Genomic DNA, 15,664 nt, shown 5'->3' with positions numbered 1-15,664 from the left:
TTATCAGTTTTTAAGCGATACACAAAGATACGTGGCTCATATCATAAAAAATGATACTATATTATCAGATTAATCACATTGACACATTAAGTTGTCTCCGTATCCAGTCCAGCCATTCATCCCACTGTTCCTGATACCAGTAATGCCCGGTTTCCAGATAAAGATGCAACTCTTTCGGGGAAGAAATCACATTGTAGGCTGCATACATGGAAGTGGGAGGACAGACCTCGTCGTTATATCCCCAACTGAACCAACCGGGCACATTCAGCAGGCGGGCAAAGTTTGCCGTATCATAATAACGCACCGTTTCAAGCTGCTTTTCATCGGGAGTACCGTAATAATAGAAATAATGGGGCCAGCCGCAAGCACGCTTCTTGAAGAACGCTTCGTGGTCGCACAAGGCAGGATGAACAGCCGCCAGGAAAGTAACGCGTGAATCAAGAGCCGCCGTAATCACAGACAAGGCACCGCCTTGGCTGGAACCCGTAACGCCCAGCGCCTTCCCGTTGTACTGCGGCAGCGAACAGATAAAGTCCACAGCACGCAAAGCGCCTACCACCACACGGTTATAGTAAGAAGCATCCCGGCTGTCGCGGCCGAACGTCCAGTAATTGCTCAGCGCCCCGCCTGCCAGCGCATCATATACAGACTGCTGCATCGTGACGGGAATGCCGTGGATGCCTACCTCCAATGTAATCACCTTTCCGGGAGCGGTATACGTATCTCCCGCATAAGGGCGAACACCCGCACCGGGCACACGCAGCAGAGCCGGATACTTCCCTTCTTTCTTGGGAATACTGAGAATACCGTAGAAACGTCCTCCCCAAGCTTTTGTCTGGAAGCTGACCTGATATACATTATCCGTTTCCGTACAGCGTTCGGGAAGCAGTGTCATAAGGGGATTCAACGGGGTCTTGCGCGCCTCTTCCAAGGTCTTGGCCCAATAATCCCGAAAATCGGCAGGAAGTTTCGTCACGGGTTGCAGCTGCCCGGGAGCATAGGCCGACGTAGCCAGCCCTTCATAAGTCCGGCCGTCCACATGCGCCTTGACCTTGCAACGCAAGAAGCCTGCAGTCTTCATCGTGCCTTGCAACTTCAAGGTACCGTCTTTCAGCACCACGTCTTTCTTCACTTCAGCGGGATACATCTCGGGACCCAGCTCATAGTCAATCCTGACGTCGGGCAAGAGATTCTGCGCCTTCAGCACCCGGACAGTAAACGTGCACTTCTCATTCGGACGATACACCCAATCGCCATGGTCGGGTGAAACGACTACACGGACTTCATTGCCGCGTATCTGCGCCATCACACCACATACACACAGCAAACATAAGAATAAGGAAAAAACTCTTTTCATAATATCAGATATTAGTATTAATCATCGGTGCAAAAATAGGCACTTTCAATAAAGGATACTGATACTTTCTTATCATATCACCAGCTTCTTTTTCCGGTAATTCTCACGGAATTCCTTCGGCGAGCATCCCTTCTTCCGCTTGAACATGCGATTGAAATTGGACAGATTGTTGAAACCGCAGTCATAGCACACCTCGGCAATGGTACGCGTGGAATCCACCAGCATACGCGTGGCAAAGCCCAGACGGATATCGATAATGTAGTCGGAAAGCGTCTTGCCGGTGCGCAGGCGGAAGAAACGGCTGAAGGAGACCGGGGTCATGCCCACCATATCGGCCAATGAAGCCAGACGGATATCCTCCTGATAATGGGTGGAAATGTATTTCTGCACCTTCTGTACCCGGCGGCTGTCCGAGAAAGTCTCTATCTTGGCAAACGAAGAACTGGACAACACCCGGGCATTGTCATAGAGGGAAAGTTCGTAAAGGATACGGAGAAAGTTCATCACGGCATAAAAGCCCTGCTCCTCGGAAGCCAGCTTGTCCAGCCAGTTGTACACCTTCATGATGGCCTGCATGGGGAAGCAAAGTCCGCACTGTGCACGCTCCAGCATCCGACGAATACTGTCGAACTGGTTCTTGTTGATGACGTTCCCGAAGAACAAGTCGGGAGAGAACTGGATGGTAATCTCCCGAATATCTCCGGAGGTACATTCATGTTGCTCCCATACGTGCTCCAACTCCTTACCGGTTATCAGCACCAGGTCATAATCACCGATAATCTCGGCAGAATCGCCTACCACGCGGCGGACACCGGAAGCATGTTCCGTAAAGTTCAGTTCATATTCTGCATGGCAATGGATGGGGTAGGTGAATTCTGTTTTGTGACGGTCGGCAATATAGAAACAGTCACGTTCCGACAGAGGGGTTATCTCCCTCATGATATAGTTCTGGTTTTCCATAGGCATTGGCTAAAAAGTATCATGCCACAAATATACTCATTCTTTTTAATCCACAATAGTAGCATTTGTTACATTTAGGGGTAAGAATTGTTATGTATGAGCAGATGCCCGGGAAAGCACAACTTCCGTCCTTCTCCCCCTCAGGCTCCAATGCAAGGAAGCGTGAGATGTACATCTCACGCTACATGAAATGTGTATCTCATACAGCACGAGATGCGCATCTCGTACATTTGCACACTATAGTTTGAGGAAGAAAGAAGCGGAGTTCCTTCTCTTGCCCCATAGACATAAGAAAGGTCTCCGCTTCGCCGGATGATATGAATGATAAGCTGCTTACTTCTGCAGCTTCAAAACGCAGGAAGTTTCCGGCAGGTTTTCCGAAACGACCGTCAGTGTGGCTTCTCCCACTTCGCCGGTGCTTTGCAGCAATACCTGCGCAAGTCCGTTGAATGTCTTTACCTGACAGGTGCGGGCATCGGCGTCGGCCGGACGTTCCGTAGCCTGATAAGCGGGATTTCCATTCCCCACCCCAAGGATGCGTACCGGACCGGAGACGGTTATCGTCAAGTCGCTGCAGGCAGTGGGAACAAAACGTTTCTTCTTGTCCTGCAACTCAATGTTGCACACCGCCACGTCCCGATTGTCCGCCCGAATGACGGGACGGTCCGCTGTCAGGGAGATACGGGCAGGAGCACCGGCAGTCTCCACAGTACGGGTCAATAGTTTTTTGCCGTTCTTATAGCCTACAGCCTTCACTGCACCGGGCCGGTAAACGGCTTTCCAGGAAAGATGGCCGTTTCGGGGCATCGGTTTGCGATCCAGTTTCTTGCCGTTCACAGTTAATTCCACTTCATCGCAGTTGCTGTATACCCAAATGTCGATACTGTCACCTTCGTGCCCTTGCAGATTCCAGTGGGGAAGGATATGCAGCACCGGTTCATCCGTCCACCAGGACTTCAGATACCAGGCTTCGTCCTTGGGGAAGCCGCAGTAGTCCAGAATGCCGAATTGCGAGCCCGTAGCCGGGAACTTCATGGGGTTGGGTTCGCCGCGGTAGTCGAAACCCGTCCAATAGAAAAGACCTGCCAGATAGGGACGTTCGTCATAGAATTTCCAGCCACGCTCGATGCAGTTCAGCAGACTGTCTGGTCCGTTCGGTCTACGGTTGTGTGCCACCATGTGGCCTTTGTCGTGGGCATCGAAGTAGATGCCGCGTGTACCGCAGCCCGTAGTCTCTTCCGAGCCGAGCGCACGGCGACCGGGATAATCCTTGCGGTGCCGCTCCACCGGATTCTGAAGGATGTAGTTATAACCGGCCACGTCTGCGGGAATCAAGATGGCAGGGCCACTGCTCGAAGCAACGGTCATGAGGCGCGTAGGGTCGAAACGGTGGCAATATTCGCGCATCGTGGCAGCAATGCGTGTACCGCTTTCTTTCCACTCGATGCCCCACTCCTCGTTGCCTACACTCCAAAGGATGATGCACGGATGGTTACGGTCGCGGTCTATCATGCGTTTCAGCAGGCGAGTATGTTCCTCGTTGACACCCGTCAGACGGTTTTCTTCTATCACAAGGATGCCGAGGCTGTCGCAGGCATCGAGCATTTCGGGAGTCATCGGGTTATGGGAAGAACGGTAGGCATTGCAGCCGAACTTCTTCAGTTCCTTCAGCCGGTACGCTTGCAGGGCATCGGGGATGCCGGCACCTACTCCGGGATGGTCCTGGTGCATGTTCACGCCTTTCAGTTTCAGAGGCTGTCCGTTCAGGAAGAAGCCCTTGTCGGCATCGAAACGGATATGGCGAATACCGATTGGAGTGACTACGGCATCCACTTGCCGGCCGTTCTGCCGGACACTTGTCTCCATATTATAAAGGTAAGGAGTATCCGTGCTCCAGAGATGCGGATTCAAAACCTTGGTGTACACTTTCACGGTACGCGATTCGCGGGGGAGTAAATTAACCGGTTCTCTTGCTTCGTCTTCCATCTGCACCTGCCCGTCGGCATCAAGCAATCGGCAGAACACGTTGGCGAGGACAGGCTCGCTTCCCGAGTTCTTCAACCGGACTTCCGTCACCAGCAATGCCTTGTCAAAAGGTTCTTCCAAACGTGAAGAAACAAACACGCCGAATGGCTCCACATGCAGCGGCGCCGTCTTGTTCAGCCATACATGGCGGTAGATGCCCGCACCCTCGTAAAACCAGCCCTCCTCGAGCGTGGCATCCGCACGGACGCAGATAAGATTCTCTTCTCCATAATTCAAGTATTCCGTAATGTCGTACACCTGCGTGGCATAGCCGCTGGGCTCGTGTCCCAGATAGAAGCCGTTTATCCAAAGGCGGGCATCGCGGAAAATACCGTCGAACTGAAGATAAAGGTGCTTGCCCAAATCCTCCTGCGGCACGGTGAATGTCTTGCGATACCATCCTACCGACGTTTCGGGATATTTATAGCCGACAGTCTTATAGCCATGGCTGTGGCTCGCCTCTTTGGCATAAGGCAAATCAACAACCCAGTCATGGGGAAGATTGACCGTTTTCCACTCCACACCCCACTTCTCCGGATTGAACTTGGGGGAGTAAGGGCCCTCATTATGGATAGAGGCCGCTTTGGTAAGATAGTTGAAGTACTCCGTTCCGCAGCCAAAGTCTTTCTCCGGCGAGGAAGCATTGCCGAAAGCAAACAGCCAGCCGTCATCCAACAAAATACGTTCGCGGACGGATTGGGCGGAAAGAGAAAAAGTGATTCCAAGAAAGAATAGAAATGCGAATAAGTATCTCATATCGGTTAATCATAAAACGTGTTTACAAAGATAGAGCGAAAAAGATTCGCACAGTGATACTTTTGTATCATTTTCCGGTACTTCATGTTTCCAAAGGGAAAAAACACACCGGGCAAACAAGAGGGATAGGAGAAAAGTTTTTAAATTTGAAGCGTGCTTCCGGAAAAATGACCGGACGACGCGACTACCGGAAATGAATCAAACCAAAAACAAAAATAATATGCAAGACAAAAGATTCGGATATTTCGATGACGAAAACCGCGAATACGTCATTACCGACCCCAAGACACCCTGGCCTTGGATTAACTACCTGGGCAATGAAGATTTCTTCTCGCTCATCTCCAATACCGCCGGAGGCTACTCCTTCTACAAGGATGCCAAGTTCCGCCGTATCACCCGCTACCGCTACAACAGCGTGCCGATGGACAACGGGGGACGCTACTTCTACATCAACGAAGGCGGCAGCGTATGGTCGCCGACATGGAAGCCCTGCAAGACAGCCCTCGATAGCTACGAGTGCCGTCATGGAATGAGCTATACCCGCATCACCGGAGCCAAAGACGGCATTGAGGCCAGCCTGCTCTTCTTCGTCCCACTGAAAATCTGGGGAGAGGTGCAGAAGCTGACCCTGCGGAACACTTCTGCCAAAGTGAGAAGACTCAAACTGTTCTCCTTCGCCGAATGGTGCTTGTGGAATGCCGCTACGGACATGGAGAACTTCCAGCGCAACTTCTCCACGGGAGAGGTGGAAGTGGACGGGTCCGTCATCTACCACAAGACGGAATACAAGGAACGTCGCAACCACTACGCCTTCTACAGCGTCAATACACCTGTAGACGGATTCGATACAGACCGCGAAACGTTCGTGGGGCTCTACAACGAGTTTACCGCCCCGGAACGGGTAGTAGAAGGCAGACCGGGCAACAGCATTGCCCACGGTTGGAGTCCCATCGCCTCGCACTATCTGGAAGTAGAACTGCAACCCGGCGAAAGTCGCGACTTCATCTTCCTGCTGGGCTATGTGGAAAACAAGCAGGAGGCAAAGTTCGAGGAACGTGAAGAATCTCTGCATGAAGCGTTCAAGCAGAGTGTACCCTCTTCACCTATTATAAATAAGGTAAAGGCTAAGGCGATGATTTCGGCCTTCGACACCACCGCCAAAGTAGATGCCGCCTTTGCCGAACTGAAAGCCTACTGGGACCGCCTGCTGGACATCTACGTCGTAAAGACCGACGAAGAAAAGCTAGACCGCATGGTGAACATCTGGAACCAGTATCAGTGCATGATTACCTTCAACATGTCCCGTTCCGCCTCTTTCTTCGAGAGCGGCATCGGTCGTGGAATGGGTTTCCGCGACTCCAACCAGGACCTCGTGGGCTTCGTGCATCAGATACCGGAACGAGCCCGCGAACGAATCATCGACATAGCTTCTACCCAATTCCCCGACGGAGGATGCTACCACCAATACCAACCGCTGACCAAACGCGGCAACAACGACATCGGCGGCGGCTTCAACGACGACCCCATGTGGCTTATCTTCGGTACGGTGGCATACATCAAGGAATCGGGAGACTTCAGTATCCTGGATGAGCCCATCCCCTTCGACAACAAGGAAGGTTCGGAAGTGTCTCTGTTCGAGCACCTGCGCGTCTCCTTCAACCACGTCATCGAGAACCTCGGCCCCCACATGCTGCCCCTCATCGGCCGTGCCGACTGGAACGACTGCCTGAACCTGAACTGCTTCTCCTGGGACCCGAATGAATCCTTCCAGACCACGGAAAACCAGACGGAAGGCAGCCAGGCTGAATCACTGATGATTGCCGGCTTGTTCGTGGTATGCGGACGCGACTATGTGGAACTATGCCGCCGTCTGGGTAAAGACGACGAAGCAAACAGAGCGCAAACCTACATAGACAATATGGTGGAAGCCGTAAAAAAACACGGCTGGGACGGAGACTGGTATCTGCGCGCCTACGATTACTTCGGCCACAAGGTAGGCTCCAAAGAGAACGAAGAAGGACAAATCTTCATCGAATCGCAAGGCTGGTGCACCATGGCAGGCATCGGACTGGAAGAAGGCATGGTAAAAAAAGCGCTGGACTCCGTAAAGGAACGCCTGGACTGCGAGCACGGTATTGTACTCAACAATCCACCCTTCACCCGCTATGTTGTGGAGTATGGAGAAATCTCCACCTATCCCGCCGGCTACAAGGAGAATGCGGGTATCTTCTGCCACAACAACCCGTGGGTCATCATCGGAGAAACCGTACTGGGACGGGGTGACCGTTCCTGGGAGTATTTCCGCAAGATATGCCCGTCGTACACCGAAGAACACAGTGCCCTGCATAAAGTAGAACCTTACGTATGCTGCCAGATGGTGGCCGGCAAGGATGCCGCCCGCCCCGGTGAAGGCAAAAACAGCTGGCTGACGGGAACGGCTGCCTGGATGTGGTATGCCATTACGCAATTCATACTCGGCATCAAGCCTTCGTATGAAGGTCTGGAAATCAATCCTTGTATCCCGTCAGACTGGAAAGGCTTCAACGTGAAGCGCAAGTTCCGCGGAGCGGAATATCATATTACCGTGAAGAATCCCGATGGTGTGTGCAAAGGCATCCAGTCAATCACAGTAGACGGCCGGCCGATAAAAGGCAATGTAGTAAACCATCTGCCGGGCACGCATACAGTAGAAGTAATAATGGGGTAACCCACAAAATACAATATCATGATAAACCCAATTTATTCTCCGGCGTCCGAACGCTATGATAACGGCATGAAATTCCGCCGTTGCGGGCAAAGCGGCATCCTGCTGCCGGAAATATCACTCGGATTGTGGCACAACTTCGGCGACGTGAACACATTTGCCAATTCCCAGGCCATGGCGCACTATGCCTTCGACCGTGGAATCACGCATTTCGACCTCGCCAACAATTACGGTCCTTCCTACGGTTCCGCCGAAGAGACTTTCGGAATGATTATGAAGAAATCCTTCATGCCCTATCGGGACGAACTGTTCATCTCCACCAAGGCCGGACACGACATGTGGCCCGGTCCCTATGGGGAGTGGGGCTCACGCAAGTACCTGATGAGCAGCCTCAACCAAAGTCTGAAACGGATGAACCTGGATTATGTGGACATCTTCTACTCCCACCGCTACGACCCGGTTACTCCACTTGAAGAGACCCTGCAAGCACTGGTTGATATCGTACGGCAAGGCAAAGCACTCTATGTAGGAATCTCCAAATATCCCAAAGAGGCGGCCGAGTTTGCCTACAAATACCTGGAAGAACGGGATGTACACTGCCTGCTCTATCAAGGCAGATACAATCTCTTCAACCGCGAACCGGAAGAAGAAGGTATCCTGCAGCAAGCCAAAGGGAATGGGACTGGCTTCATCGCCTTCTCCCCGCTGGCACAAGGCCTGCTGACCAACCGCTACCTGAACGGTATTCCCGAAGATTCGCGCATGGCAAAGGGAGCTTTCCTGAAGAAAGAAACACTGACCGACGAGACGCTGCAAAAAATCAAGGCTCTTAATGAAGTGGCCGGCACGCGCGGACAAACCCTTGCCGAGATGTCACTTGCCTGGCTGTTGAAGGACGACCTGGTGACAAGCGTCATCATCGGAGCGAGCTCCGTTGCCCAACTGGCAGATAACCTGAAAGCGACTGAAAATACAGACTTCTCTGCCGAGGAACTGGAGAAGATAAAGAAAATCATTCAAAAATAAATCAACATGAAAAGCCTCCTTATTCAAACCTTTTGTTTATTATTCCTTTGCTTGGGCACGGTCCGTGCACAGCAATACCAACTGGCATCACCCAACGGAAAACTATCCGTTACGGTAGATGCCGGAGAAGCCCTCACCTGGCAGATTGCACACGACAGCACCACAGTGCTGCAACCCTCTGCCATCGCCCTGCAAGGCAGAGATGAAAAATCAGCCAAGAAAGCAATAACTTTCGGTAAAAATGTAAAAGTAATCCGTGCAGAACGCAAGTCTGTGGAGTCCTCCTTCCCCACTCCCCTCTATAAAAAAGCAAGTGTGAAGGATGTCTACAACCAGTTGACTCTGAAATGCCGCGGAGGCTACAGCGTACAGTTCCGCGCATACGATGACGGCGCTGCCTATCGCTTCATTTCCGAACAGAACAAGCCGTTTATCGTCCTCAACGAAACAGCGGACTTCAATTTCGACAAGGATTACCAGGCATTTGTACCTTACATAAACGACAACCGCAACGGTGAGCGCTATTGCTTCTCCTTCGAGTCTTACTACGACGAAGCCCCGTTGTCCAAAATGCACACCGACTCACTCTCCATCACCCCACTGATGGTTTGCCTGGAGGGAGGAAAGAAAGCCGTTATCATGGAAGCCGGATTGGAAAACTATCCCGGCATGTTCCTCACTGTAAATCCCCAGACACGTCAAGGAGTGCAGGCAGCATTTGCCCCCTATCCGCTGGAAGAAATAATCGGCGGACACAACCGGCTGAACCTGATACCGACCAAGCGTGCAGACTACATCGCCCGTTGTGCCAAGCAGGAGCTCCCCTGGCGTGTGGTGCTCGTCACCGAAAAGGACACGCAGCTTGCCGACAACGACATGGCACAGCGTCTTGCTCCCGCCTGCCGCATCAAAGACATTTCCTGGATTAAACCCGGCAAAGTGGCTTGGGACTGGTGGAACACCTGCAACCTGACTGGCGTAGACTTCAAAGCCGGCATGAACACCCCGACTTATAAGGCATTCATCGACTTTGCCGCCGACAATAAACTGGAATATATCATCATCGATGACGGCTGGAGTGGAAACGAATCCTTATTGAAAGACCTGAATCCGGATATCGATTTAAAAGAACTCATAGCCTACGGAAACCAGAAGGGCGTGGGCATCATTCTCTGGGCAAGCTGGCGAAACTCTGCCAAAGATACGGAAGCCGTATTCAGCCACTATGCACAGATGGGCATCAAAGGCTTCAAGATAGACTTCTTCGACCGTGACGACCAGCCACTGGTACAGTCCGTAGAACGCATTGCAGCCTGCGCCGCCGAGCACCGCCTGGTATTAGACCTGCACGGTCTCAAACCATACGGTATACAGCGCACCTATCCCAACGTCCTGAACTTTGAAGGTGTAAAGGGATTGGAGAACGCCAAATGGGAACCGATAGTGAACGGGGCCCCCCTTCACAACTTCCCGCGCTATGACGTGACTGCTCCCTACCTGCGTATGCTTATAGGTCCGATGGACTACACACCGGGAGCCACGATGAACGCAACCCGCGAAACCTTCCGTGCCGTCAATGACCATCCGATGAGCCAGGGTACACGTGTACACCAAATGGCGATGTACACCCTCTTCGAGGCCCCGCTGCAGATGCTTGCCGACAGCCCCAGCAAATATATGAAGGAGCAAGAATGCACGGACTTCATTGCCAAAGTGCCTACCGTTTTCGACGAAACCGTAGCACTGGACGGTGAAGTAGGCGAATACCTCACATTGGCACGCCGCAAGGGAGACGTCTGGTACATCGCCTCCATGACCGACTGGACACCCCGCAACTGCGTCATCGATCTTTCCTTCCTCGAAGAAGGAAGTTACGAAGCCGAAATCTTTTCCGACGGCATCAATGCCGAGCGGGAAGCAACCGACTACAAGAAAGAAGTACGCACCGTGACTTCGGGAGACAAGCTGAACATACGCATGGCACCCGGAGGAGGATGGACAGCACGGATATGGAAAAAATGATAGGGTGATAAAGTAATGGCATAATGCAATAGGGTGACGGTTACATTAAAAGTACTGTCACCCTATTCATTTATCACTCTATCGTCCTATCAGTGTACGTCCTTTCTCACTTTTAACACACTTCTGCGTGAACTTTTTATATCCTATCTTGTTTTTCTCACAAAAGCCTAAGGTACCATAGGGCAGGAATTTATATTAAACCTAGACAATTATAAAAGTATGAAAAAATTTATTCCCCTATTATTAGCGGTCTTTGCAGTGACGCTTGCATCTTGCGAAAAAGACCCTGACATGGATAAGCTGGACAATAATTATCTGGTTTATACCAACTATGACAAAAAGGCGGATTTCAGAACCTTCGAAACTTATTACTTGCCGGACAGCATTCTGGTTATCGGTGATAAGGAAAATGCCGAATACTGGAAAGATGAGAATGCCCAGGAAATTCTCAGCGCTTACGTTACTAACATGAACAGCCGCGGCTACATCCGTGTGAATGACCGGGAAGAAGCCGACCTTGGCTTGCAGATAAGCTATGTCAGAAGTACTTATTACTTCACCGACTACGGACGTCCTGAATGGTGGTGGAACTATCCAGGCTACTGGGATGCTCCTTACTGGGGCAACTGGGGCGGATGGTATTATCCCTATGCCGTGAACTATTCCTACAGCACCGGTTCCTTTATCAGCGAATTGTTGAATCTGAATGCACCGCAAGGCCAGAGCGAAAAACTTCCTATTCTGTGGACCAGCTATATGAGCGGCTTACTTAGTGGTTCTACTTCTGTCAATATCAAACTTGCCGTACAAGGTGTGAACCAAGCTTTCACTCAATCAACCTACCTGACCAACAAGTAGCGACAAGCTACGAACCATAGGTGACAAATGACCGGTTACCCGATATAAGGTGACAAGAATAATACGGCAGCATCCTTATCCAGACAGGGAGGTGGCCATTGAACCCCAAAAACAAGAATAAAGTATGAAAACAATAAAATATCTTTCCTTACGAGTATTTGCAGTTATCGCTCTTGCTCTCGTATTCGCCCTACCGACAAAGGCGCAGATGACCGATAACGGTTATGCCAATATCGACTGGCAATATAATTTTCCCCTCAGTAACAACTTCGTTGACAAATCAAGCGGCTGGGGCATGAATTTTGAAGGCGGCTACTTTCTAACAGACAATTTTGCATTGGGAGCTTTCTTAAACTACCATAGCAACCATGAGTATTTCGGTCGCCAGACACTTCCCGTAGGCGAAGGTGGCAGTCTGAATACCGACCAGCAACACACTGCATTCCAGCTGCCTTTCGGTCTGACCTCCCGTTATGTATGGAACCGTGGAGGTGCATTCCAGCCGTATGCCGGTGTAAAACTGGGTGCTGAATACGCACAATTGAAATCAACCTTCAACGTATTCGAAGCCAACAAGAATACATGGGGTTTCCATGTATCACCTGAAATTGGTTTCAATGTGTATCCTTGGGCTTATGGACCAGGCTTGCATGTTGCAGCCTATTACAGCTACAGTACGAACAAAGGTGACCTCTTTACATACAACGTAGACGGTTTGAGCAATTTCGGTCTGCGCGTAGGTATTGCGTTCTGATAACACACCCACTTAAAGCTTAACAGATAGAATTTAATTGTTTCAAAATTCAAGAAAAAAAGAGCCTTTCCTGCGTGAACAAGGAAGGCTCTTTTTAATTGTGTGCAAATTCATAAGAAAGAAACTTCACACCACATCATTTTTCATGCAAACAGCAAGCTTTACTTCACCAAACTTTTATATACCGCCTCTTGAATCCTCGTCCTTATATCCAGCCTCATCAACTTGTTATTCCACACATCCGGATAGGTGCGGTTGCTCAAAAAGACATAAACCAAGCCATTCTCCGGGTCTGTCCAGGCGCAAGTGCCCGTGAAACCGGTATGGCCGTAGACAGAAGCAGGGGCAGACTCTGCGCAGGGACTCTTCTGGGGATTACGCCGGTCGGGCTTATCAAATCCCAGCCCCCGGCGACTTATCCTTGAGACGGTGGTAGTAAATACCCTGCAAGTCTCTTTGCTCAAATAGCGCTTACCGTCCAGTTCACCCCCATTCAGCAACATCTGATAGACTTTTGCCACTTCTCCGGCAGTGGAGAACAGCCCGGCATTACCGGAAACGCCGCCCTGAAAAGCAGCGGATTCATCATGTACAAACCCTTGCAGGGTAGTTTTACGTAAGAAAAGATCTGTTGATGAAGGTACAATATCTTCCTTCTTCAAAAAGCGCAGAGGGAGATACCCTGTACGCTCCAATCCCATCGGAGTATAGAATTCCTTGGCCAGATATTCGTCCATAGACATGCCGGTACGCGCCTCGACCAACTGCTGCAATAAGATAAAGCCCACACAACTATAGCGATAACGTTTATCCCTAAGCGGAGCATCCACTATCTTCTGCAAATACTTCTGCTTGAAGGAACGGTTCAGCCAAAGGCTATCGGACACTTGCATCGTATATTCCGGTGTCTGCACCTTCGACGTCAGTCCCTGACAGAAACGGAACTTAGGATTCGCCCAAGTCTGCCGTCCGATGCGTGCGGAATGCTGGGCATCAGGGCGCACCTTGAACAAAGTACCGGTGTAGCTTTCCTCATCAATCGCTTCCTGATAGAACAGCAAAGTGGAAGGTAGACCGGATTCGTGCATCAATAGCTCGCGTACCGTAATATTCTTCTTGTCCGTATCTTGCAGGAAAGGCAGATAATCCGACACCCGGTCTGTAAGACTGAGACGCCCACCATCGTACAACTTCATTACGGCAAGTAACGTGGCCGTGGTCTTTGTGAGCGAGGCGATGTCGTACACATCTGTTTTCTTCACGGGAGGCGCCTTGCTTCCGGCCTTGTTCCAAACGTGGGTACCGAAAGCTTTATTATACATCTCCCTGCCATCCTTCAGCACCACCACCTGGCAGCCGGGGTAAGCCCCTTCACGAATGCCTTCTTCAGCTATCTTGTCTATTTCAGCCAGCAGACGGGAATTCATGCCATGCTCTTCGGGCACAAAGCGGGGAACACTTTGAAGAGTCAGCGTCACCCCCGCACCGGCAGCAAACCGACTACCGATACTGGCAGACAAGCGTCCCTCCGAACAAGCACCTCCATAAACAATCCGAGCGACCTGCCGCTGTACCTCCTCGTTGGAAGAGTGTGCCAAAACCACCGCTTCGGCAGCAGTGCCCCCTTGCTTTATCTGCAATACCTGCTTGCCAGGAATAAAGAACAGATAAACCACCGGTACGTCAGGAGCGAACTTTGCAAAGAAATTCTGATAGGGCGTCAAACGGTGTTCGGTGACACAGACCAGAATACGTTTGTACTTGGCCAGAGCATTCCTCAAACGGTTCCCGTCAGCCTCCGGCAGATTCTTGCCCAAATGGAACTCCACAGGACGGGTATACCGCGACAGTTCTTTGAGGAATGGCCGGATTTCCTGCACTTCTCCCACATTGAGCACGGCAACTTCACCGATAGAAGGGTCTAGCGGAAGTACCTCGCCCCGATTATCCAGTACAGTAATGGCCGCCAAGTTCAGCCGGCGCATCAAATCGCGCGTTTTCGGAGTATTGATACGAGTCTCCAAACCGGAAAGCCGCACATGGGGTTTCTTTTCCAGCCCAAGGGCATATTTATATTTCAGCACTTTACGGCATTTCGCCTCTATCTCTTTCTCTGTCAGCTCCCCTTTTTTCACAGCTGCAAGCACAGCCTCCACTTCTTCCTTAATACGTCGGGGGACAAGCAGCAAATCATTGCCAGCTTTCAGCGCCTGCAAACAGACACTTTCATTGCCCGATACCCCTTTCATGGCAAGGGCATCCGTAAAGACAAGCCCCTGAAAGCCGAGGTCATTCACCAACAGACCGGAAACTACCTTACGCGAAAGCGAAGACGGAAGCCCCTTTTGCGGCTCTATGGCAGGCACCTCCAAGTGCCCCACCATCATACCTCCCAGTCCGGCACGAATGGCTTTTCTGAAAGGATAAAGCTCTATACTGTCCAGACGGGCACGGGTAAAAGGCAGCACAGGCAACGCCTTATGAGAATCTACATCCGTATCCCCATGCCCAGGAAAATGCTTGCTGACAGAAAGTATACCACCATCCTCCAACCCTTTGGAGTAGGCAACAACCTTGTTCGCCACATTGAACGGACTTTCACCGAAGGAACGGGTATTGATAACCGGATTCTTGGGATTGATATTCACGTCCGCTACGGGGGCAAAATTCACTTGTACCCCTAGTTCACGGCACTGACGGGCCACCTCTCGCCCATATTCATAAATCAGTGTATCGTTCTGTATGCAGCCAAGCACCATGTTTCGCGGAAAGTTCGGGGTACCGCGAAGACGCATGGCCAGTCCCCACTCACCGTCAAAGGTAATCATCAGCGGAACTTCCGCCATCCGCTGCGCCTCATTGGTCAACATCACCTGGTTCTGCATCAATCCGCCGGAGAACAACAGACCACCTACTTTGTAATCTTCCACTACTTTACGAAGCAGTTCCTTATTGGCCTTGTCTTGCTGGGGGGCAATCGTATAAATAAACAGTTGTCCGATGCGTTCTTTCAAAGTCAGACACTGCAAGACGGAATCCACCCACTGCCTGCACCGCACGTCACTGTTCAAGAGACGTACAAGCGAAGGATCGTTCAGCGGCACCGGAGTAAACGGCATGGGACCAAGCTGCGCTTTCAGAAGCGGACAAAAACAACACAATATAACAATATAGGCAAGCAGGTATATTCTCTTCATTTTTC

The 15,664-nt window shown here is 51.0% G+C and carries 9 protein-coding genes; 5 read left to right on the top strand and 4 right to left on the bottom strand.

Features of this window, described 5'->3' with window-relative positions; all coding sequences use genetic code 11:
- Positions 1-73: 73 nt before the first annotated feature.
- The 3 genes from E5355_RS06630 to galA form a co-directional block, all read right to left on the bottom strand.
- Positions 74-1,357 carry an acetylxylan esterase gene (locus tag E5355_RS06630; protein ID WP_136009679.1) on the bottom strand — a complete coding sequence of 428 codons (1,284 nt, stop codon included), beginning with the start codon at positions 1,355-1,357 and terminating at the stop codon, positions 74-76.
- Between the two features lie 72 nt (positions 1,358-1,429).
- Positions 1,430-2,317 (bottom strand): helix-turn-helix domain-containing protein, encoded by an 888-nt coding sequence (locus tag E5355_RS06625; RefSeq protein ID WP_016273973.1) that lies wholly within the window; start codon positions 2,315-2,317, stop codon positions 1,430-1,432.
- A 333-nt stretch (positions 2,318-2,650) separates the two neighbouring features.
- On the bottom strand, positions 2,651-5,098 hold the full coding sequence (galA, locus tag E5355_RS06620; protein ID WP_136009678.1) for a beta-galactosidase GalA: 2,448 nt from the start codon (positions 5,096-5,098) through the stop codon (positions 2,651-2,653).
- 220 nt (positions 5,099-5,318) lie between these two features.
- Between galA and E5355_RS06615 the strand changes: the two genes are divergently transcribed.
- The 5 genes from E5355_RS06615 (at position 5,319) to E5355_RS06595 (ending at position 12,462) form a co-directional block, all read left to right on the top strand.
- Positions 5,319-7,805, top strand: coding sequence for a GH36-type glycosyl hydrolase domain-containing protein (locus tag E5355_RS06615; RefSeq protein WP_136009677.1), 2,487 nt, complete (start codon positions 5,319-5,321; stop codon positions 7,803-7,805).
- A gap of 18 nt (positions 7,806-7,823) precedes the next feature.
- Positions 7,824-8,828, top strand: coding sequence for an aldo/keto reductase (locus tag E5355_RS06610; protein WP_136009676.1), 1,005 nt, complete (start codon positions 7,824-7,826; stop codon positions 8,826-8,828).
- 6 nt (positions 8,829-8,834) lie between these two features.
- Positions 8,835-10,850 carry a glycoside hydrolase family 97 protein gene (locus tag E5355_RS06605; RefSeq protein WP_136009675.1) on the top strand — a complete coding sequence of 672 codons (2,016 nt, stop codon included), beginning with the start codon at positions 8,835-8,837 and terminating at the stop codon, positions 10,848-10,850.
- Positions 10,851-11,069: 219 nt separating this feature from the next.
- Positions 11,070-11,708, top strand: coding sequence for a DUF4136 domain-containing protein (locus E5355_RS06600; RefSeq protein ID WP_136009674.1), 639 nt, complete (start codon positions 11,070-11,072; stop codon positions 11,706-11,708).
- Between the two features lie 124 nt (positions 11,709-11,832).
- Entirely contained in the window at positions 11,833-12,462 is a 630-nt protein-coding gene (locus E5355_RS06595; RefSeq protein WP_136009673.1) for an outer membrane beta-barrel protein, read from the top strand.
- A 161-nt stretch (positions 12,463-12,623) separates the two neighbouring features.
- Here E5355_RS06595 and E5355_RS06590 read toward each other — a convergent pair whose 3' ends face one another.
- Positions 12,624-15,659, bottom strand: coding sequence for a glycoside hydrolase family 3 N-terminal domain-containing protein (locus E5355_RS06590; RefSeq protein WP_136009672.1), 3,036 nt, complete (start codon positions 15,657-15,659; stop codon positions 12,624-12,626).
- Positions 15,660-15,664 lie beyond the last annotated feature (5 nt).

Origin of the sequence: Bacteroides muris (ex Afrizal et al. 2022), assembly GCF_004793475.1 — a bacterium.
Taxonomy (GTDB): domain Bacteria; phylum Bacteroidota; class Bacteroidia; order Bacteroidales; family Bacteroidaceae; genus Bacteroides; species Bacteroides muris.
Note: the sequence above shows the minus strand (reverse complement) of the source record. Positions and strands in the feature narration are given on the sequence as shown.

Bases quoted from the DNA above. Each gene is read 5' to 3' on its own strand.
- E5355_RS06610 (WP_136009676.1), top strand. From the start codon at position 7,824: ATGATAAACCCAATTTATTCTCCGGCGTCCGAACGCTATGATAACGGC.
- E5355_RS06600 (WP_136009674.1), top strand. From the start codon at position 11,070: ATGAAAAAATTTATTCCCCTATTATTAGCGGTCTTTGCAGTGACGCTT.
- E5355_RS06595 (WP_136009673.1), top strand. From the start codon at position 11,833: ATGAAAACAATAAAATATCTTTCCTTACGAGTATTTGCAGTTATCGCT.
- galA (WP_136009678.1), bottom strand. From the start codon at position 5,098: ATGAGATACTTATTCGCATTTCTATTCTTTCTTGGAATCACTTTTTCT.
- E5355_RS06625 (WP_016273973.1), bottom strand. From the start codon at position 2,317: ATGGAAAACCAGAACTATATCATGAGGGAGATAACCCCTCTGTCGGAA.
- E5355_RS06605 (WP_136009675.1), top strand. From the start codon at position 8,835: ATGAAAAGCCTCCTTATTCAAACCTTTTGTTTATTATTCCTTTGCTTG.
- E5355_RS06630 (WP_136009679.1), bottom strand. From the start codon at position 1,357: ATGAAAAGAGTTTTTTCCTTATTCTTATGTTTGCTGTGTGTATGTGGT.
- E5355_RS06615 (WP_136009677.1), top strand. From the start codon at position 5,319: ATGCAAGACAAAAGATTCGGATATTTCGATGACGAAAACCGCGAATAC.
- E5355_RS06590 (WP_136009672.1), bottom strand. From the start codon at position 15,659: ATGAAGAGAATATACCTGCTTGCCTATATTGTTATATTGTGTTGTTTT.